The organism is Marinifilum sp. N1E240 (genome assembly GCF_009295825.1).
Lineage (GTDB): Bacteria > Bacteroidota > Bacteroidia > Bacteroidales > Marinifilaceae > Marinifilum_A > Marinifilum_A sediminis.
Genome location: NZ_WHKF01000006.1, coordinates 215070 through 236418, shown reverse-complemented (window position 1 = coordinate 236418; position 21349 = coordinate 215070). Strand labels below are relative to the sequence as shown.

Here is a 21349-nt window from a genome sequence, read left to right as displayed (position 1 = left end):
TGTAGACCTATTCTATTTTATGTTTGCCGATTATTTTACCTCTTTTGATTTTATTGTTTGCTATTAGTTTTGCATAAATTTGAGAGACTCTGAATTGGAAGTGCACAATACATGCCCTATAGGTCAGTATTGTGCATTTTTCTAACAAGTTAGCGTTCAGTTAAAAAGAGCACACACACACACATTTAGACAATGGAAAAAGAAATAAAAAATAAATTGAAGTTTGTAGCAATTGGATTTTGCATTTTATTAATTCCAATTGGCTTCTTTTTAAAATATTCTTATGGAGTTCATCTAAATGACACGGCTGTAAATGATTTTTGGGTAAGACATTACGGAGAAAAGAATGTTGGATTAGAGTCTATTGAAAAATTAGAACAAGCCAAGAAATATTGTAAGCGAAATAAATTAATTTATTACAATCAATCAAGGATTCAAAGTATTCTTGGCGACAACACTTTTGCAATTAATACAATTAACGAATGGCTAGAAATTGAACCAAACGACATTCAAGCTATTAGACTGCAAGGGTTTTATTATGAATTGAATAATCAGATTTCAAAAGCAGACAAAAATTATTTAAAGGTCAAAAGCTATTCGGAAAAAGAACCCAAAAACATTGAGTCTGAACTCACAGTTCTTATGAATGATTTCATACTAAAAGACACCCTAGGTTTTTCAGAGAGAATTGAAGAATTGACTGTAAAATATAAACAAGACAGAAGTAAATTACTGTTTCTTGAGACTCTTAAGGAAATTGACAGAAAAGAATTTATAAAACAACAAATACAATAAAAACCGAAACGCTAACAAAAGTTAAAATTAAAGGGCAGTGACGCTCAACTTGATAATGTAACAAGAACAATAAACGCAGGGCGGTTTTGTTAAGGCGGCGGTTGCAAATCGCTCACAAAATTTTAGCAAGATCGTTAGTGGCAAGCGAAAAAAACAAAATGAAAAACCTAATAACTATATTATTAATTTTTTGCGGAATTAATTTATTCGGGCAGAATTTAGATGTTGTAATTTTATCAGAAAAGGAAGCTCTTAATATCATCGTGAATCAAGGCTTAAATAATCTGGAAAGATACACTCAACCAATTAATTTAGTATATCTCAATGAGAATAATGCTAAGTCAATAATCGATAAGGAATTTTCAACAAATCTAATAAAGCCACATCAAGATTCTTTAGGCATTTCTGTATGTCATATACCTACTTATTCAATTGAGATTGCAACAGATTTTAAGAACGAGTACGCTTTGGAAAAAATATTTCAATATTACAAATCACTACCCAAACATATAAAATCAGATACAATTTACAACGCATATATTGACCTTGATGATATATTGGCTTTATTAGTTTTCTATAAACCAAATGGACTTGTCGAAGTTCTCGAATCTGATTATTACAAGTGGAGAAAGCTTGCGAAGAAAACATCTCCCAAGGAATACAAAACAATTGAAGAGTACAGGCAAGAAAGTGCTACGAAAAACCTTAATGACCTTCTAAAATTAAAACCTGAAGACTTTATTGTTGATTGTAATTTTATATCATTTCAAATTGCTGGAGCGCTAAACAAGCTTGGGCATAAAGATTTCAGTGATGATTTCTTGATGAAATTAAAATTGACCCAAACTTATCCTTTCATCAGTAATTACCAATTTCCAACATTTCACAATCAAGACCTTGATGAGCACCTCTTTAAAAAAGATTACGAATTGATTAGATTAATAACTAACTATACAAATATTATATCACTTATTAAAGACCCAAAAAAATTGGAGAAACTTTTATATAGTAAAGTTGAAAATTGTTGTGATTCCGAGCTTTTTAAAATCTTACACGATGATAAACAGAGAGCATACGTTGAGTTTTCCAGAAATAATGGTTCTGATGCATATGTAATTGAATTAGAAGATGATAAATTATTGATTCAAGAAATCTGGTCGATAATTGAATAACGCCAGCCACTAACAAAAAACATAGTGCAATTGGGGTAAATAAGTAATAAATGAAGATAGAAACAACATATAAGACAAGTTGCAGATTGAAAAATAAAGGTTTCAAAAACCCAATCGCACCATGTTCAACACGTAAGCAAATATTACAGAACATGAAAAGAACAATTACAGTTTTACTATTGAATTTTCTAATTATAAATGCTTATGCCCAAGAATATGGAAAATATAAGATTGGAGAGAATTTTAATTCAATCTTTCAAAATCTTGAAAAGGGAAAATTCGTAGGAACGATTAATGGTGTTTTCTTCATAAAGAATACAAAAGACAAAGAAGTAATTCTAGATTTTCAAGCTGGTAAATCCGAATTGAATATTGTTCGTGACTCATCAATGATGTACGATGTAAGTACTAAAGAGTATGTTGGTTGGACAACAAGTGGAAAAACTAGAATATTCTATTCTACTTATTCTTCAGCAAATAAACTGTCAATTGAATTGTCTACTGGAGTTTTTAAAATTGGCTCTCATGATGGAGCCAGTGACATGGTAGTAAATGGAATTAATTACCATTATAAGTCAGAACTGAATACAGAGTATTTAGTACTTACGATTGAAAAGGATTTGGTACTAGATAATTTTTGGTGGCTTAGACATCAAGGTGTTTTGCCGAAAAAGGCACATGAATTGAAAAAAGAAATTGTCATTCAAGCAAATTCTGTCATTGTTTTTGCAATGAATAAGAACTAAACCTTTGTTAACAAAGGTTTAGCAAAACCGTTATAAATAAGTCTCTAAGAATCCTGCAGCAGAGCACTTTAATGCATTTTCATGAGCAAATAATTTAATATACTTATTTCACTTTTTTCTATATCTGTCTTAAAGTTTTAAAATAAACTATAAAGATTGGTTCAGTAAGTAGGAAAGTAAATTATTTTAGTTTTTTCCAATGTGCTTTGGCTCTTCAAAGCAAATAGAAGTTTATTTGTTAAATATATTAAATTATTAATTTTTATGCTAACTTCGGTAATGGCTAAAGAATTGCTTGAATTTACAATATGAGCATAAAAAAATAAAATTATGAATAAAGTGAAAACATTAGTTTTATTAATATTCTTACAATTAGTTTTTAATAACATATCCAATTCACAAACAAGTACGGGTTTCGTTAAGGTCAATAGAATTGTTCTTCAAATCCCTGATTCATTGACTTATTCATCACAAGATATTGCCAATTATATAAATATAAATTTTTACTCCCAAGAAGAAAAATCCAGAGCCATTTTTTGTTGGATTGCAGAAAATATTCAATATGACTTTGATAATATGTATGCCATTAATATGTATAATTCTGATATTAGCTCTGATGAAACTCTTAAAACCAGAAGAGGAATTTGTACAAATTTTTCAAGTTTATATTCAGATATTGCCAATAAAGTTGGCGTTAAAACATACGTTATATCAGGGTACACAAGAAATAAGAAACTAGTAGATCCAAATCCACATTCATGGTGTGTATCAATGATAGATTCATTGTGGTATATGACTGATCCGACTTGGGGATCTGGTTATATTCAAAATTCTCTTTATGTAAAAAAAATAAATAATAAATTTTTTAAAATAAAACCCAATAGATTTATAAAAACGCACGTGCCTTTTGATCCTCTTTGGCAGTTTTTAAATTATCCAATCACAAAACAAGAGTTTCGCAATGGAATGTCAAAGGCTATTAAAGAACAAACAGCTTATTTTAATTTTATTGACACTGTCAAAATACATGAAAAACAGTCAGATATCGAACGATTGTTTTCAAGTAGCCTAAGAATTGAATCAAATGGGATTAGTTGTTATTTAGATTATCATAATCTTCATAGTATTAGATTCAATATTGCCAAAGAAATTCACAATATTGCTTTTAATAATTACAATGATGGTATTTATATGTTGAATGAATATATTAGTTATTCAAATAACTATTATTTGCCTTATAAAAGCGATACTAAAATAAAACAGATGCTTGAAGATATTGATTACAAATTTAATTTTGCCCTAAAACAATTAGAGCTAAATGAAAATCTAACATCAGTTCTGGAAAATGAGATACTGCACTTGAAAAAGTTAATAAACCAGGCATTATTTGATTTGAAGAAGCAAAAAGATAGTTTGGACCAATATCTTAAAATCGCTAAAGAATACAGAGAAAAATTATCCAATTCCAATAAGAACTAATTGAATTTAGTTAACAATTTTTTGTAAATAGAACCAAAGTTTTTTACGCATTCGGCAATTTACTTCCTATTGGAAATAGTAAATGGATCGAAGAAGAGAAAAAAACTTAAACGTCAACAACTGGATAAATAAGCACAACATTGATAGCGTAAGGCTAACAATAGTAAGCGTTACACATCCACATAAAATTGGAGGTATACAAAAAGCCAAAGCTAGTGTGTGATTGTACCGCCTTCTAAATCATACCAGGATGTTTGAGTGTTTCATTCGAAACGATCTTCCTAATCAAACTTCTTTTCAAAGGGATCTTCATTTGAAATTTTAAGATTGACTTCTTTCACTTCCTGAAGAAGTTGATCTGGCTGAATGACTTTATTTTTAAAAATGACCAGTTTGATATCGCGTGTGTTTTGAATGTTTTCGAGCGGATTCGCATTCAATAGAACCAAATCAGCCAATTTATTTACTTTAACACTTCCCATACTTTTTTCCTTGTTCATAAATGAGGCTGGATTTATAGTAGCTGTTTTAAGCGCCTCAGCATTCGAAAGTCCCGCATTTACCAAATATTCAAGCTCATCATGTAAATTAAAACCAGCACATCCCTGATCGGAACCAGCTATAATTTTTACTCCTTCGGTATGCATCTGTAAAAGTAACTTTTCCTGCAGAATTAACTCCCTATCAAAAGACTTTACTTTTTTTAGAGTTTCTGCATCAGGGCGATATCTTTTCGTAACAGGAGGTGGAAAAAAGTCATATCTATTGTCGGTATAAATCCATTCCAATTCGTTGTACTGAAAACGATGTTTCACGCCAAGAGTAGGGCACTGGTACATGTTGTATTTGCATAACTCATGAATTACAGAATCAGCTTTCTGCTGATCAAATGACCGTAGTGCCTTGGTTCTACAACCCATGATTTGCATTTTCAAAATTTTTGATAGCTTTTCTTCTTTTGAGGATATGGAGAGCAAGCTGTCTAACCTTGCATGTAAAAAATTCTCCTTTTTTGAACAGGATAGGAGCAAGCCGTTTAAGTGTTCATTTGATTTTTGCCCTAATTTTGCGGCTTCAATTAAACGTACACTGTAGGGCACATGACCTGCAAAATCAAAATTTAATCGATTGCATTCATTCACAATTGCCATATACTGATCTCTCGGAACCAAACTGAGTAATTTTACAAATTCACTTCCATTTCTTTTGGCTTCCTGAACAATTTCAACTGCATGTTCACAGTCCTTAACAGGAATACTACTTTTAAACCAAGGAGTAGGACCATCCATTATCTGGCTGGCAAACATGATTCTTGGGACATTGCAATTTTGTTTGGTACTGTCTTTCCATTCCATCTGATAGCCGGTCATTTCTCTCACGCCAACAACGCCTTTTGCCAAATACATTTTTAGATATTCTTTATCGGGAAAATAAAAATGTACGTGCATATCCCAGAGTCCAGGGATTAAGTACTTACCATTTCCATCAATAACTTGAGTGCTATCACTTGCTAATAATCGATTTCCAGCACTTATTTTTTTTATGATTTGCTGTTGAACGCCAACATCCTGGTTTTTTACGATACTACCTGTTTCAACATTAACGATATTTACGTTTTGAATGATGATATCGTATTTTTCGCTTCTGGCTGGAAGAATAAATAGGGTGAATACGAGTAAACTTAGGATTAGCTGCTTCATTATTAGGTGTTTTTGTCATTAAATTGATAGTTTGTAATTGTTAATCGTATTAAGATTATCAATTACCTTACGATATGACGAATGAAAACATCATTTGACTACAGAGAAATTAATAAATATTATTTATTATATGTAAGATGCTTCTATGTAGAGCGATGCAGGGATTAAAACTGAATGATAACAATAGGATTACTTATTTAATGGATAAAATTTCATTCTCAATTATGTCTTCAATTTTTTGATCTGTATCCAAATTTAATTTCTTACGAAGGCGATAGCGAGCCGTATTCACACTCGATGTCGAAATCATTAATATACCAGCCATTTCTCTGGTTGTTAGTCCTAATTTTATAAGAATGAATATTTTAATTTCATTTCGAGATAGCTTGGGAAACCTATTTTTCAATTCTGGAATAAAGCTAGGATTCTTTAAGGTGAACAATTGTAGATATTGATCCCAATCTTCCTCTGTTGTTAGTTTGGCATTTAGTAAAGCTTCTATTTCATTGAAATCATCAGTCGATTTTGCATTAAACTTACTATTTAAGAGTTTTTCGTTTAATTCTGCAATAATGCTTTCTTTTGCCTGGATCAATTTATTGTTTTTGTCTATGATTGATTTGTCTAATTTTGATTGTTTTTGAAGTTGCTTACGATGGGTATCCTTTTTGTGAATTTCACTTTTGTATCTTTTTGTGCGTTTCTTTATAAATACAATCAAAAAGCCGACTACGCTTGCCGATAAAAGAATATAAAACACTCTAATCAGGATGATTCTATTGGACAATCTTTTGTTCTCTTTTGTTAGAACGGCTTGTTCTTTTTTAGCCAGGTATACAACAAAATCATTGTCCTTTTTATAAAGTGTTAGTACATCTTCCCGTAAATGAAGTTTAGCATTAATGCTATCCGCTTTCTGTAAATAAAAGTAGGCGCTATCGGTTTGATGTAACTTTTTATATGCAGATGATAATTGTTTTGCAATTGTAGCCTGATCGATAAGCATGCTTGTACTTTTGTGATTGTTCCAGGCATTTACTAAATGCTTTTTTGCTTGTTCAACACTATCCAAAGCCAAATAATAAGATCCCTGTAGTTTCTCAACGTAGGTTCGAATTGTAGGCGATTTGGTTTTTTGAACCAATTCCATTGCTTTTTTAATATTTGTGCTGGCTAATTCAGGCTTTTTCTGCAAGTCGAGATGCACAAAAGCCTTATTTAAGAAATACATACATTCATTGTTTGTACTTGCTTTTAATGTTGGAATGGTATTAAGCTTTTCAAGGTAAATAAGTGAAGAATCTGCTTCTTGTTGATGGTATTTTGAAACTGCCAAATTGATATAATCAATAGATTCTTCCACGTTGAAATTTGTTTCTTTATGCAATTTGGCAGCTTGTTGAAGATATTTGTCTGCATCTTTAAAATTATGCCATTTAATCATCACTCTGCCAAGGTGTTGGTAGGCTTTTGCAACTGCTTTTTGATCATCTTTTTTAATGAACAATTTAATTCCGTCAAAAATCATATCTACACCTTTCTGAAGATCGCCATTTGCGTTGTAACACAAACCAAGATTTTGAAGAATGTAAGAGATTTTATTGCTATTATTCTGTTGTCTTGCAATGAGCATTGCTTGCTCATAATGATCAATTGCTTTTGGATAATCTCCTATATTAGCATATAATGCACCCAGATAAGCCTGGTCTTGGTAAATATCGTTTTGATTGTCACTTTTATTACTTATTTCCGCAGCCTTTAGGAGATAATATTCAGCTTTATCAACATCAATACCTCTATTGTATAGAAACGATATGTTGGAGAAATAGGACCGCATAATTTCATCAGAAGCATCTTTATTATCGCCTATTATCTCGGTAAAATAGGCAATTCCTTCTTTAAGTTTTGAGGCATACCAGTAGGTGTAAGTCAATTGTCTCAATATGCCTTTGCAATATTCTTTGGTAAGTCTGTCATCATTTTTATTGAGAAGGAAAACGGAATATTCATAAGCCTCAATAAAGTGAACGATTGAATTTTCATACTCTTTTAAGCCTTGGTAATTTCTTGCTTTTAGATAAAGTGCTTTTAATCTTTCTTTGGGTTTATTTAGCTTTTCAGATAGGTGTAAAACCTTATTTAATTGGGTAAGGGATTTGTTAAATTCTTTTTTCGAATACAATCCAGAACTCCAATAAAGATTTGATTTTAGAATTGATATGGAATCTCTTAATTGAAGTGCTTCCTGATTAGCCATTTTTGAGTAATAAATTATGGTATCACCATTATAACCATAACTATAATCTTCTGCAATTTTTAGTATCGTATTTAAATGTTCTTGTCCCAATTGTTTTTTTGAGATAAGAAGAAGTGAATCTATTTTTTGATTGCCGCTAACTTCCGAAATGGTAAATAAGAACAGGATAAATATGGGTAGAAGAGATCGCATATAATAAATAATATTGTTAAGATGATATCAAAAATATATAAAATATGATATACCAACAAAAGTAAGAGTTTTTGCCTCGCAAGAGTTAATTGTCTGACTAAGTGTGCTTAATGATGGAGGGCTTCTTATGTCTATTACTTTGTCTATTGCTGTTTTTTTACTCACTGATAGGAAGTTTACATATTTGCCAAGCCTAATAGATACATAAAAATTAATTGTGATTAACAGATCAAATTCGTAGATCAATGAAATTATTCAATTGATGTTTTGGTATCTATTTAACTAAACCCAAATCTTAATTAAATATCATTACTTGATGAAGAATTTTACACTCAAAAAACTATTTTTTGTAGGTGCTTGCATTCTTGCAGTATCAATTTTTATTACCAGTTGTGGTGTTACTTCTAGCTTGTTTTCGAAAGGAAGAAGTGAGTTTAACCTTGCAAATGAAGAAATGAACAAAGGAAATGCACTTAAAGGTCTCGACCATGCTTTTAATGCAATAATTATCGATCCTGATGTTAAGGCATTCAAGAAATTCATGTATACGAATTTTAATACAACGCTTGCCAAAACGAAATCCTATATAGGTAATTCTGAAAATACAGAATCAATTGCAGTGGCAGAAAAAAGGGTAGAAACCTATAATTTATTAGAGACGGTTTATGGAAAGCTTAAGCAGGTTGAGTTGCCATTTGTCGACCCGAAAGGAAAATGGGAGTGGACAACCGAATTTGTCGATTACTCAGTGCAATCGAAAGCTTCGGTTGAATATGCCTTTAATTTAATAATGAAAAAAGGGAAAGAGGATATCGATCGTTCATTAATTAAGGATTCCTATGAAAAGTTGAGAAAAGCTTACAGTAAATATTGTTCTTCGGATATTAGAATTGAAACGGCTAAAAAGATAAGCACTTATTATACCGAGTTCGCAAGTTCAAATCAGACCTCTTCGGATATCGCAACTCTTGTTTTAGCTCATGAAGCCTGGGGATATGCTCTTAAATTTACACCTTCCTTAGCTCAGGCAATTAATGCAAAAGATAAGGTGGCAAAAAAAATTGCGGAATTGTACTACAAGAAGGGTTCGGAATTGTTGACATCAAAGGATGTGAATAAGAATATACAATCTGTTGATCAGTTTAAATTAGCTGTAAAATGGAACGCCAACCATAATGATGCCAGAAAATCTATTGATAAAGCAAAAGAAAAAATTGCTGAATTTTATTATGCTTCTGCTATAAAGTTGGAGAAATCTTCTAAAAAGGAAAAGGATAAAATTATTGCCTTCTACAGAAGTGCCCAAAAATGGATTCCTGATTATAAAGATTCCATGTATCGTATTTACTCTTTGAATGTTGGAAGTGAATTGATCACTTTAAAAAAGAACCTGGCTGAAACACGAAAACAATACACAGCTTTAACCAATCGTATTGGAACCATTTCAGCATCGGTAGATAAAGGTTACGAGGTAATGGAGGTGGTGACTTACATTTCGAGTCAGACCAAAAGTTTAAATACCAAAATGAAAAATGTTGGAAGTACCTTAAAAGCATTAAATGCAATTCCTGTTGTAGGTACGGTAAGTGGTTTTACTTCTAAATCATTATCCATAGCACAAAAGCCAGTTGGTGGTTTAGTTGAAAAGTTTAATGCAATTGATCGTCCTTTTATTACACCAACTAAATCGGCGGTGGGACAAGTTAAAAATACTGTTGATGCGATAAAAGGTATGGTGGCAACCACGAAAATTGTATTGGAGAAGAGTGAAGCTACTGTTAAAGGAATTGATGACTGTATTAAAACATTAAAATTAGAAAGTGATTTTAAGAAGGTGGAAGGTGCTATAAAAGAAATAAATAAGGGATTAAAAGGTACTTCGAATCAAATGAGAAATTTAAACAACAGCTTAACAAGTTTTGAAAAAGGAGCAAAAGCTTTAGCTGTACTTCATTCGCCTGCTCAGAAGGTAAAGAAAGGGATGAAAAAAATTAAGCCTACTCTTGATAAAGTGAGTAAGGTAACTGGTCAAATGGATAAGGTTTTAAAAAAAGAGTTTGATTTTAAATTGACAAAAATGTCTCTTCATAAAGCACTTACTGCTGGTGGTTATATAGCTGGAAAAATTGCAGAAATTGGAATGAAGGCTGCAGAACCAATAATGAAGAAGTTGAAAATCAGTCTTCCTAAGATTCCGGGAGTTGATGAGTTGAAAGGGAAGCTGGATGTTGTAAAAAATGAGTACAATAACATCAAGAATGAAACTGCAAAAATCAAAGAATCTTACCAAAAGTACACTTCTTTTGAGCACGTTATAACTAAGAATGTAAATAAAATTGTAGAGACTACTGGATGCGGAAAACGCATTGAGCCTGCTACAAACAATTAAGTCAAAAGATACATATGTTTTCTATTCACAACTAAAACCAAGTTGGTCCCCGGGGAGTGTGGCTCATATTTTCCGGGGGCATTAGAAGAGAAAAATCTAGAAAATATCAATTAAATAAATAAAGACACATGAAAAAATTACTTGTAGGAATTTTAATCTTACTATGCGGAAATGCAATTAACGCACAAATAAGTACGAATAAAAGTGGACGAATGTTAGGGGAACCCTATTTCAATATTAAATGCAAATCGGAAGAAGGTTTGGTGAAATATGACATTTTAAATCTTCTTTTTACGGTTGGAGATGAACAATCAGCCGCTGTTTTTAAGCTAAAAGAGGTGCCTGCTGAGGACAAGAGTTTACAGAAACAAATTTACATCTATAAATCGAAGGATAATTTGGCTAAAAAGGTTCTCTTAACTAAAAAGGTTTTGCGAGGATCGAGTGGTTTGGTTATTGATAAAGATAGCTTCTTAAAACTTAGAATTGCTGCTGATTTAGACTTGCCAAATGCTAGTTTGATGTTTGTTGAAATTTGTGAAGACGGAGAGCATGTTCGTTTTTACGATGGAAAAAAAGAGCCGCATTTTGATGATGCAAAAGCCCTGGATCATTATACTTTAACTGACATTAAATATCTAACTCTTGTTGATACACCTGATGGTAAAAGAATCACTTTTAAAAGTAAACCAGAAGGTGATCAATCGATGTGGAAGTTATTTAGAGTTCAATAAGTACATGTTAAAATACAATTAAGATAGAATTATGAGAAAGATATTCGTACTGTTAACATTATTAGTTGTTGCAACTACAGTTAGTAATGCAGAGAAAATCAAAACCTATACCATGAAAATGCCTTCACATGTATTTGATGGTGTTAAAACAGTATTTGTAAAAAATATTACAGTTGAAGATTCGGAACCTTGGAATGTAAGGACTGGAGGAACAGTAACTGAGTTGATTAAAAAGAACATTAAAGATGCTCAATTGGGAGCTCAAAAAGGATATGCAATTACATTGCCATGGATGAGTACGCAATTGTATCAGTTGGTAAATAGTGAGGGAGAAGCCGATTTGGTTATTTCGGGAACCATTCGCTCTAGCTTAACTAAAAGTGATGAGAGTGGTATGAAAGGGAAATATTATACTGCTACGCATAAATTGCCTTATATGGTAAAGAAATACTCAAGAAATAAAGATGCTGACGCTTCTGTAGATTTACAGTTTACAAACAAATCGGGTGTTGCGCTTAAGGTGTATTCTAAAATGAATATGACTTATCATTATTCGAAAGAATATTTAGGTGCGCCAAAATTGACCAAAGATGGAGATTTTGAAGGAGAAATTCCCGATGGAGAATTGACGATGAATTGTATTTCTGACTATTTAAAATCGATTAAGGCAGAGTTGACTCCTAAATTGATGACAAAAGAGTATGATGTAAAGAAAGTTAAAAAGGTGAAGGACAAGGCGCTTTCTAAAACGCAGAAGGAAGCTTATAAACTAACTAAAAAAGAGAATTATGCCGTAGCTGCAGATTTGTTTGCAGAAGTAGCAGACAATGCTGCGGATAAACGAGCTGTTCTTATGGCTGCCAAAAATTCTGGTATATTATACATGATTACGGGAAACTTTGAAAAATCAGAAGTTTATTTAAAAAAGGCAGGTGATAATAAATTGATTACAGAATTAACAAAAATGAAAGATTTATACCAACAACTTCAAGATTTGGGACGTTTGTAGTGTAAGCGCTTGGTGTAGATAAACCCCGCTAATTGAATCGTATTCAAAGTAGCGGGGTTTTGATTTTAGGAAATTTTAAGTTCTACCTTAGGTTTGGATTTCATACTTATTTTTAATCCAAATAGTGGGCGTAAAATAATACTGCGTTTGATAACAAATTCATACATCGCAAAACATCCAATAAATGTTAGCAGGTTAATAGTTATGAACTTGATAATAACTGGCATTTGCATAGGTAGAATTATATAAGAGGCTGCATATAACCATAGCATATGAAGGATATAAATTGGGTAGGCAGCTTCGCTTAAGTAAGTCAATACTTTTCCCGGCTTATTAAGATATTGGAACGCGAATCCAAAAACTGCAAAAATCCAGATATTCGATTCTATTGACATTAAATAATTAGGTGATTTTAACTGAAATGTAATTAGGCGAATTCCATATAAACCTATAGCAGTGATTAGAAATGGCCACCTCCATTTTATTAATGTATTCCGAAGTGTGTTTCCTGCCAGTATAAAGCAAAAACCAAAGAAAAAGGCTAAAAATCCCAATAAAAATCCATGTAATGTCATGGCATACATTTCAAAAGGATCAGGATTGATGATAATTGATTCTAAGATGAACGGAATCAGAATTACTAATAATCCCAAAGGAGTTTTGAAAAGATTTTTTAGCCAAACCTGAATTTTCCCATTGTACTTATTAATGAGTTGGAATATAGGAAGTAGTAGTAATACATACATGAAGATGTTTCCTAAAAACCACAAATGACTTGGGTTGATTTGATAGTTCAGATCTTGATTGTAATAAGTTTTCCAAATCAAAAAATGTAAAGGGACAATACAAATCATTCCAAATAGAAAGGGAAGTAAGATTCTTTTGCTTCTTTCCAGCAATAACTGTTTTGAATTTCTTTTACGCATGGCAAAACAAACGCCCATTCCGGAAACAAAAAAGAGTAGAGGTATTCTCCAAATGTTTAATGCAGACATTGGAATCCAAATGCTTTCCATAGAAGTATCACTTTGAATAAAGCCAATAAGCACGCCCCAAGGCTGAAATACAATGGCTATATGATATATTAATAACAACCCAATTGTAATCACTCTCAGCCAATCTATATCGTATCTTCTTTCTGTTGTTGTCATGATTTGTATTTCTAAGACATTAAAATTTATTACTTCCTATTTAGCTGTTGTTTTTTAACAATTCAGCAACTTCTGGTCTTGTTTTTTCAATTCTATCGTAATTTAACTTTAACCCAAGAGGTCCCAATTCTTTACCGAAGAATTCATAAATGCCTTTTACTTGAGCGAATGGAGCAGATACACTTTCCAGAGCTGTTGCTCCTGCATTGTTCTTAAGAATTTGATCAGCTCCATTTTTTACTAGAGCTTCAACAATCTCCGTTCTGCAAAAGAATGCTGCAACGTGTAGTGCTGTAGAACCATCATTATTTTTAAGATTTAAATCTACTCCTGCTTTTATCAATTCAAGAGCTACTTCAGTTTTTCCAAATAAGCAAGCTGTAATTAATGGAGTTGATCCTCCCATTGGTTCCTTACTATTTAAATTAGTTCCCGCTGCTATGTGTTGTTTTACCAATTTTGTATTCCCCATGAATGTGGCTGCATGAATATCCATTGAAGGAGCTTTTACTTTCTCAGCAGTATACGATTTATTTGTTGTTTTCGAATTCTTAGTTTCACAAGAATAAACTGCTAATACAAATAATACATACATTCCAAATGCTAATAATCTATGTGCTTTCATTTTTACTGGTTTTTAGTTCAACAATTATTTGATGTAAAGGTCTGGCAAATCGTGATGCAGGTCATATCATTTATTAATCCAAGATTATAAGCTTTTGGGAATCAGTGTGAATTATGACGCATTTGTATAAAGTATGTTGCAGGTTGAATGTTTTAGCCATGAATCTGGCTTGGTAGAGGCAGAATTATTTAAGTAATGATGTTGATATTATTTGTATCTTTTTCGCGAATTAAGAAGTGTTTTTTTATTCCATTATAATGACCAATCATCTATTTGAAGAGAATGAATTTTTACTAAAGCTGAAATCCATTGTTGAAGAAAACCTATCAAACGAAAGTTTTGGTGTTTCTGAATTGGCTGATGCTATAGGAATGAGTCGTTCCAATCTCTTACGAAAAGTTAAAAAACTGTGTAATCTTTCTGTAAGTCAATTTATTAGAAAAATAAGACTCGAGAATGCTAAAGAAATTTTAATTACAGGAGAATCTAATGTCTCCGAAGTGGCTTATCAGGTTGGTTTTAGTAGCACTTCTTATTTTATAAAATGCTTTAGAGAATTATATGGGTATCCTCCAGGGGAAATAGGCAAGCATGAGTTAGAAGAAAAAGAAAGCACTCCGCAAAAATCAAATAAGCAAAAACGACCAGTTATAATTGTAATAGCTGTTTTGCTTAGCATTTTCTCTACCTATTTTATTCTAAATCCAATTCAATTTAATAATGAAGTTGATAAATCAATTGCAGTTTTACCTTTTAAGAATGATAGCAAAGATTCATCAAATGTTTATATCGTAAACGGATTAATGGAGTCTGTTTTAAATCACCTACAAAAAATTAAGGATGTTAGGGTGATCAGCCGAACTTCGGTTGAGAAATATCGAAATTCAAACCTCACTATTCCTGAAATTGCGGATGAATTGGATGTAAGTTATTTTGTAGAGGGAAGTGGACAGAAAATTGGGGATCAGATTTTCTTGAACGTTCAGCTGATAAAAGCAAGTAACGATAGGCATTTGTGGGCAGAACAGTATGACCGACAAGCCAAAGATATTTTCAATTTACAGAAAGAGGTTGCTAAGAAAATTGCAAACAGTGTGGAAGCAATAATAACTCCTGAAGAGGAGAAATTAATTGATAAAACACCTACTGATAATTTAGAAGCTTATGATGAATTTTTAAAAGCATTGGAATTGATGCGACAAGAAAAAAGAGAGGTGTTGCTCGAAGCAATTACTCATCTTGATAAAGCAATTGAACTGGATGATCAGTTTGCCCGTGCTTATGCATTTAAGTCTATAGGTTATTACTATTTAGACATTTTTAAAGCGAAGAAGGAACATATTGATAAAGTTGTTGCTAATGCAGATAAGGCGATGTTATTTGATTCAAAGGATTATCAAAGCTTGATTTCAAAGGCTTTATCGTATTTAGCAAAAGGAGAAAATGCAGAGGCAGTACCTTATTTCGAAAGAGCTCTGGAGTACAATCCTAATTCAGCTTACGTATTAAATTACCTTTCGGATTTTTATGCAAACCATATGCCTAATTCTGAGAAATATTTGGAGTATGCATTAAAAGGAATTCAATTAAACATTGGCTCCAATGATTCTGTAACTGCTAGTTTTATTTACTTACATGTAAGTAATGCATTGATTCAATCAGGATTTATTGAGGAATCGGAAATGTATATAGATAAATCTATAGATCACAATCCAAATAATCTGTATTCCGAATACTTAAAAGCTTATATATTATATGCAAAAAACAAAAACTTGAAGCAGACAAAGAAACTTCTTATTGCTGCATGGAATAAAGATCAAACTAGATTGGATATTTTGCAAGAGATAGGAAAAGTTTGTTACGCTCAGCGAGATTATGAGGAAGCCTATAAATATTACAGCATTTTTGTAAAAGCCAGAGAGGATAGAAAATTGAATATTTATCATGGTGAAGATTGTAAAATTGCTCATGTATATGCAAAAGTGGGAAAGTTTCAAGAAGCCAAAATGTTTTTTGATGCCTATAGAGAATTTGCTAACACTCATTCTTCAATTTACAAACATTTAAGTCTGGCAGTTTGTGCAGTACAAGAAGGAGACCAAGAGCAAGCATTTAAGGAGCTGGCACTTTTTGCTAAAGAAGATCAATATTCAATATGGGTAATCCTATTTTTGGAAGATGATCCTTTGTTTGATGATATAAATAAAACAAAAGAGTTTAGGAATTTTATGGATATTCTAAAAGAGAAGTTTAATAAGCGACACAATACACTGAAGAAAGTACTAAAAGATAAAAAGTTACTTTAAAAGAAAAGGGATCTCAATTTTGAGATCCCTTTTTTTATATTTTAAACAATGATTATCCTGTTTCACAGATACGTTCCAATCTTTCCCTGTCTATTATCTCAAGCTTTCTTCCATCAAGCTTAATGATTTTGTCATCTTTGAATTCCTTGATGACTCTGGAAAGGCTCTCTACAGACATAACCGTAATTTCTGCCAAATCTTTTCTCGAAAGTGCCATTTCGAAATTGTTACTTTTATACAATCTATCCGATAAGCAAAGTAAGATGTCAGCCAAACGACCGCTGGATTGTTTTTGAGTAAGGCAGAAAAGACGTCCATACCCACGAATCGTATTTTCATTCAATCTGGCAATTAGTTTTGAGGCAAAACCTGAGTTTTGTTCAATAATTTCACTGATGGATTGCATTTCGAACAAACATACCGTGGTATCTTCATAAGCAACGGCTGTGTAATGAAAAACACTATTACCGAAAAGAGACTGTAATCCGATCATGTAACCATCCTTTTCGATGGTTAAAATGATGTTCTTATTGTTGCCTCCTTCGATGTAAAGTTTCACAAATCCTTTCTTAATGTAGATCAAATGTGATGCTAGCATACTTTGTTTGCAGACTATTTCACCCTTTTTAAAGGTGACTTCGAAGCGTCCTTTGTCTATCAGAATTAACTCCTCTTCCGATAACTCCTTGAAGCAAGCGGACTTACTAACGCATTCCTTGCAACAGGTTGTTTTTACTGGGATAGCCATAGGCTAGGGGATTTAGGTTGTTGTATCTAGTCCTGTAAATATATACAAATTTAGAGTACTATGGCATGTCAAACAACAGAAAAAAACATGTAATAGATCAAGAAAACACCTTTCTGAGGTCAAGAAAATAGTTTCAAATTACAAATTTATGCTTGAGGGATTGCCATTCGTTTTGCTCGCCTCTGATCTTTGAATCCTGTAATATTGTAATAGAGAAATAAATCTTTATTGAGCATTTCAAACAAGACCATTAAATAAGTTAAATCGGAGTCGATTTTTTTTATCAGAATGGACGAAAACGATTGAGGGAGTGCAAAAGTAAGAATTTCTTATAAAATATGTTACCGTTTTTGAACTTAAATATTGAATCTATGAAAACAATCAAGGCTTTTTTCTTTATCTGCCTTATAGCTATGGCAGGATGTAGCTCTAACTCTAACGGTCCTGTTAAATCCTATGCAAGTGTTGATGATATGGTTGCTGATATCAAGCAAAATGTATCAGAAATTTCTGTGAAGGATTTTAATGATCTGATGAATGGTGAAGATCCATATGTATTATTAGATGTTAGATTGCCTAAAGAACATGACAAGGGCTTTATTCCTGGTTCTGTTTCTATTCCAAGAGGAGTTTTGGAATTTAGAATTGGAAGCGAGAAGGTTTGGGATGAAGAAGGATTGTACGTACCTGAAAAAGAAGAATTATTAATTCTTTATTGTAAGAAAAGTAACCGTAGCCCCTTAGCAGCATTGCGTTTGCAGCAATTGGGATACAAAAATGTGAAAGTAATTAGCGGAGGCTGGCATGGCTGGCACGAAGCTTATCCTGAAATCAGCGAAGATAATATAGAAGAAGGTGGAATGATTTCCGCTGCAGCCGAAGAAGAAGATTCTGGCGGATGCTAGTATTGAACTTCTAAACCTGAATAAAATAACCCAACTATTACAAATCTAAACTATTGAGACATGAAAAAATTAATGAAGTATTTCTTTATTTTTACTTTGGTGCCCGCATTGTTATTAACTTCTTGTAAGGAGGATAATGATGTTGCCGCTCCTGTTGTAGGTCCGGATCCTACAGAAAATTTTGAGACATTATCAGCATATATGATTGCTAATGATCTTGATTTACCTGACGTTTTAACAGATTGGATTGTAGGTGCACCTGCAGCTGTTGCTGATGTTGATGCCTACCTTGCAAATTATGATGTTATAGATATAAGATCAGCAGAAGCTTACGCAGCAGGTCATATAGAAGGGGCAGTGAATACCTCTTTAGATAATATTCTAACTACGGCAGCAGGTACAACAAAACCAATTTTGGTTGCTTGTTATACAGGACAAACTGCATCTCATGCTGTTGTTGCGCTTCGTTTAAGCGGTTATACCGATGCAAAAGTTTTAAAATGGGGTATGAGTGGATGGAATTCTACTTTATCTGCACCTTGGGAAGGTAAATCGGGAGCTACAAATGGCGCTGTTGGAGAAGGAAATGCAAATTGGGTAACTACTCCGGTTGCAACAAACCAGACTTTTGATTATCCTGGAATTACAACTAATGCTTCAACTGGAGCAAGTATTTTAGAGGAAAGAGTTACTGCTATGATAACAGGTGGTTTTAAAGGTGTTGATGCTGCTACAGTTTTAACTACTCCATCTAACTATTTTATTAATAACTATTGGGCTCAAGCTGATGTAGATCATTACGGACATATTGCAGGAGCTTACAGAATTCAACCATTAAGTCTTGAAAATGGTGAAATGGCGAATTTGGATGCAGATGCTACCGTTTGTACCTACTGCTGGACTGGTCAGACTTCTTCGATGATTACAGCTTATCTAAATGTTATTGGTTACAATGCTGTTTCTTTAAAGTTTGGTTCGAACAATATGATTTATCCAACATTGGAGAGTCATAAGTTTGTTACACCTACAGTAGATTTACCATTAGTAACTTCTGATGTAATTGAAACCAATACTTTTGAGACTTTATCAGACTATTTAGTTGCAAACGATCTTGATTTACCAGACGTTTTAACCAGTTGGATTACAGGTGCTCCTGCTGAGGCTGATTTAAGTACATTCCTTTCTACTTATGATATTTTAGACATTCGTGCAGCAGATGCTTATAATGCTGGACATATCGAAGGTGCTGTTAATTCATCTTTGACTAATATTCTTACAGATGCAGCTAATACAACAAAACCAATTTTGGTTGCTTGTTATACAGGACAAACAGCTTCTCATGCTGTTGTGGCTCTTCGTTTGAGTGGTTACACAGATGCTAAGGTATTGAAATGGGGAATGAGTGGTTGGAATTCAACTCTTTCTGGTTCTTGGGAAAGTAATTCAGGTGCTACAAATGGTGCTGTTGGTGAAGGACATGCAAACTGGGTAACAACAGATGTTGCAAGCGTTCAAACTTTCGATTATCCTAGCTTAACGTCATCAGCAACTAGTGGAGCTGCCATTCTTCAAGAAAGAGTGTCTGCAATGATTACAGGTGGTTTTAAAGGAGTAAATGCAACAGATGTATTAACAACACCAACTGACTATTTCATTAATAATTACTGGGCACAGGCAGATGTAGATCATTACGGACATATTGCAGGTGCTTACAGAGTTCAACCATTAAGCCTTGAGAATGGTGAAATGGCAAATCTGGATGCTGCAGCTAAAGTATGTACTTATTGTTGGACTGGTCAAACTTCATCTATGATTACGGCTTACCTAAATGTATTGGGTTATGACGCAGTATCATTAAAGTTTGGTTCTAACAAAATGATTTATCCAACATTGGAGAGTCATCAGTTTGTTACTCCTACAACAGATTTACCATTAGTGAATTAAATCAGGAGTTAAGATAGATTTCATAAAACTAACCGAATACCGGGAATTGCATTAAGAATTACTCGACATGTAATTCCCAAAATCTAAAAAATACTATCATGAAAAAAATATATGCTTTACTTTTTGCAGTCGCTTTTTGTCTTCCTGCATTAGTTAGTGCACAAGGATGTGATGAGCCTTCGGGTGAAGGTGTTAACGTTTTTGGTTTTATTCAACCTAAATATGAATTTAATGAAATAGCTGGTGATGACAATACCAGTACTTTCGATTTTAACCGAGCTAGAATTGGTGTAATGGGGAAGATTCCTTATGACATTAGTTACTATGTAGTTTTAGAAGCAAGTCCTGATAATACAAGACATGATGGAGATGCTTATTTACTGGATGCATTTGTAACTTATTCTCGTTATGATTTTGCAAAAATTTCAATGGGTTCTTTTAAATCACCAATCTCTTTGGAATTGAATACTCCTTGTCACAAATTACATACAATTAATCGTTCAAAGGTTGTAAATCAATTAGCATCTCCTGATAGAGATCGTGGATTTATGGTTTTGGGTGGAGCTGATACTACTTTATTGCAATATAGTTTTGCTGTTACAAATGGTACAGGCTTATTTGATAAAGATGACAATAAGAAAAAGGATTACGCTGCTCGTATTGTATTGAATCCGCATAAGAATGTGAAAATTGGTGCTAGTTATAAGTATGGAGAATCAGCTTCAGCTACAGAAGGTATGCCAGATGATGAAAGAACACGTTGGGGTGCTGATGTTCAGTACAAAAAAGGAGCTTTCATGTTGCAAGGAGAATATCTTTATGGTGAAGATGTAGGTACTTATACAACCGGTGGTGGTTGTGGTGAAGAACTTGCAACTCATGAAGGTAGTGTGAAGCGTGATGGTGGTTTCTTAATGGCAATGTATAAGTTCAATAACAACCTTCAGCCTGTATTAAAATGCGAATTTTTCGATTCTGATAAAGATATGGGTAACAATACTGAATTCTGTACAACTTATGGTTTGAATTATTTCTTAAATGATTGGACAAAAATTCAAGCGAATTACGTTTATCGTGCAGAGAGAGATAATGAAGTTAACAATGATATTTTCATGTTGCAGGTAACTGTTAAGTTTTAACAATTAAATTAAAGGAAGTCATTTAGGCTTCCTTTTACTACTGTTTACTATTTATAAA

16 protein-coding genes are annotated in these 21349 nt (G+C 32.8%); 11 read left to right on the top strand and 5 right to left on the bottom strand.

Annotated elements, in window-relative coordinates; genetic code table 11:
• The first annotated feature begins 192 nt into the window (after positions 1-192).
• From GCQ56_RS15645 to GCQ56_RS15630, 4 genes are all read left to right on the top strand, one after another.
• On the top strand, positions 193-795 hold the full coding sequence (locus GCQ56_RS15645; RefSeq protein WP_152735474.1) for a hypothetical protein: 603 nt from the start codon (positions 193-195) through the stop codon (positions 793-795).
• A gap of 158 nt (positions 796-953) precedes the next feature.
• Positions 954-1967 carry a hypothetical protein gene (locus GCQ56_RS15640; protein ID WP_152735473.1) on the top strand — a complete coding sequence of 338 codons (1014 nt, stop codon included), beginning with the start codon at positions 954-956 and terminating at the stop codon, positions 1965-1967.
• Between the two features lie 152 nt (positions 1968-2119).
• The gene (locus tag GCQ56_RS15635; protein ID WP_152735472.1) at positions 2120-2713 is read left to right on the top strand and encodes a hypothetical protein; all 594 of its coding nucleotides are present in this window, start codon (positions 2120-2122) and stop codon (positions 2711-2713) included.
• 330 nt (positions 2714-3043) lie between these two features.
• The gene (locus GCQ56_RS15630; protein WP_152735471.1) at positions 3044-4192 is read left to right on the top strand and encodes a transglutaminase domain-containing protein; all 1149 of its coding nucleotides are present in this window, start codon (positions 3044-3046) and stop codon (positions 4190-4192) included.
• 281 nt (positions 4193-4473) lie between these two features.
• Here GCQ56_RS15630 and GCQ56_RS15625 read toward each other — a convergent pair whose 3' ends face one another.
• Entirely contained in the window at positions 4474-5892 is a 1419-nt protein-coding gene (locus GCQ56_RS15625) for an amidohydrolase family protein (protein WP_152735470.1), read from the bottom strand.
• 193 nt (positions 5893-6085) lie between these two features.
• A complete protein-coding gene (locus tag GCQ56_RS15620; protein WP_152735469.1) occupies positions 6086-8341 on the bottom strand; it encodes a tetratricopeptide repeat protein in 2256 nt (751 codons plus the stop codon).
• A gap of 316 nt (positions 8342-8657) precedes the next feature.
• On the opposite strand from GCQ56_RS15620, the gene GCQ56_RS15615 reads away from it, so the two are divergent.
• The 3 genes from GCQ56_RS15615 to GCQ56_RS15605 all read left to right on the top strand — a co-directional run bounded on the left by GCQ56_RS15615 (position 8658) and on the right by GCQ56_RS15605 (position 12473).
• Positions 8658-10730, top strand: coding sequence for a hypothetical protein (locus tag GCQ56_RS15615; RefSeq protein ID WP_152735468.1), 2073 nt, complete (start codon positions 8658-8660; stop codon positions 10728-10730).
• Positions 10731-10858: 128 nt separating this feature from the next.
• Positions 10859-11464: a hypothetical protein gene (locus tag GCQ56_RS15610; protein ID WP_152735467.1), complete on the top strand. Its 606-nt coding sequence runs from the start codon at positions 10859-10861 to the stop codon at positions 11462-11464.
• A 31-nt stretch (positions 11465-11495) separates the two neighbouring features.
• Complete coding sequence (locus GCQ56_RS15605) at positions 11496-12473, top strand: hypothetical protein (protein WP_152735466.1); 978 nt, start codon at positions 11496-11498, stop codon at positions 12471-12473.
• Positions 12474-12538: 65 nt separating this feature from the next.
• Here GCQ56_RS15605 and GCQ56_RS15600 read toward each other — a convergent pair whose 3' ends face one another.
• On the bottom strand, positions 12539-13624 hold the full coding sequence (locus GCQ56_RS15600; RefSeq protein ID WP_152735465.1) for an acyltransferase family protein: 1086 nt from the start codon (positions 13622-13624) through the stop codon (positions 12539-12541).
• A gap of 40 nt (positions 13625-13664) precedes the next feature.
• Positions 13665-14249, bottom strand: coding sequence for an ankyrin repeat domain-containing protein (locus GCQ56_RS15595; RefSeq protein WP_152735464.1), 585 nt, complete (start codon positions 14247-14249; stop codon positions 13665-13667).
• Positions 14250-14506: 257 nt separating this feature from the next.
• On the opposite strand from GCQ56_RS15595, the gene GCQ56_RS15590 reads away from it, so the two are divergent.
• Positions 14507-16555 (top strand): helix-turn-helix domain-containing protein, encoded by a 2049-nt coding sequence (locus GCQ56_RS15590; RefSeq protein ID WP_152735463.1) that lies wholly within the window; start codon positions 14507-14509, stop codon positions 16553-16555.
• Between the two features lie 52 nt (positions 16556-16607).
• On the opposite strand, the gene GCQ56_RS15585 is transcribed toward GCQ56_RS15590, so the two are convergent.
• Complete coding sequence (locus GCQ56_RS15585; RefSeq protein ID WP_152735462.1) at positions 16608-17303, bottom strand: Crp/Fnr family transcriptional regulator; 696 nt, start codon at positions 17301-17303, stop codon at positions 16608-16610.
• Between the two features lie 371 nt (positions 17304-17674).
• Between GCQ56_RS15585 and GCQ56_RS15580 the strand changes: the two genes are divergently transcribed.
• The 3 genes from GCQ56_RS15580 (at position 17675) to GCQ56_RS15570 (ending at position 21291) form a co-directional block, all read left to right on the top strand.
• Positions 17675-18208 (top strand): rhodanese-like domain-containing protein, encoded by a 534-nt coding sequence (locus GCQ56_RS15580; RefSeq protein WP_193323809.1) that lies wholly within the window; start codon positions 17675-17677, stop codon positions 18206-18208.
• Between the two features lie 60 nt (positions 18209-18268).
• On the top strand, positions 18269-20152 hold the full coding sequence (locus GCQ56_RS15575; protein ID WP_152735460.1) for a rhodanese-like domain-containing protein: 1884 nt from the start codon (positions 18269-18271) through the stop codon (positions 20150-20152).
• Positions 20153-20250: 98 nt separating this feature from the next.
• Positions 20251-21291, top strand: a complete 1041-nt coding sequence (locus GCQ56_RS15570) for a porin (RefSeq protein ID WP_152735459.1) — start codon at positions 20251-20253, stop codon at positions 21289-21291.
• The last annotated feature ends 58 nt before the right edge of the window (positions 21292-21349 follow it).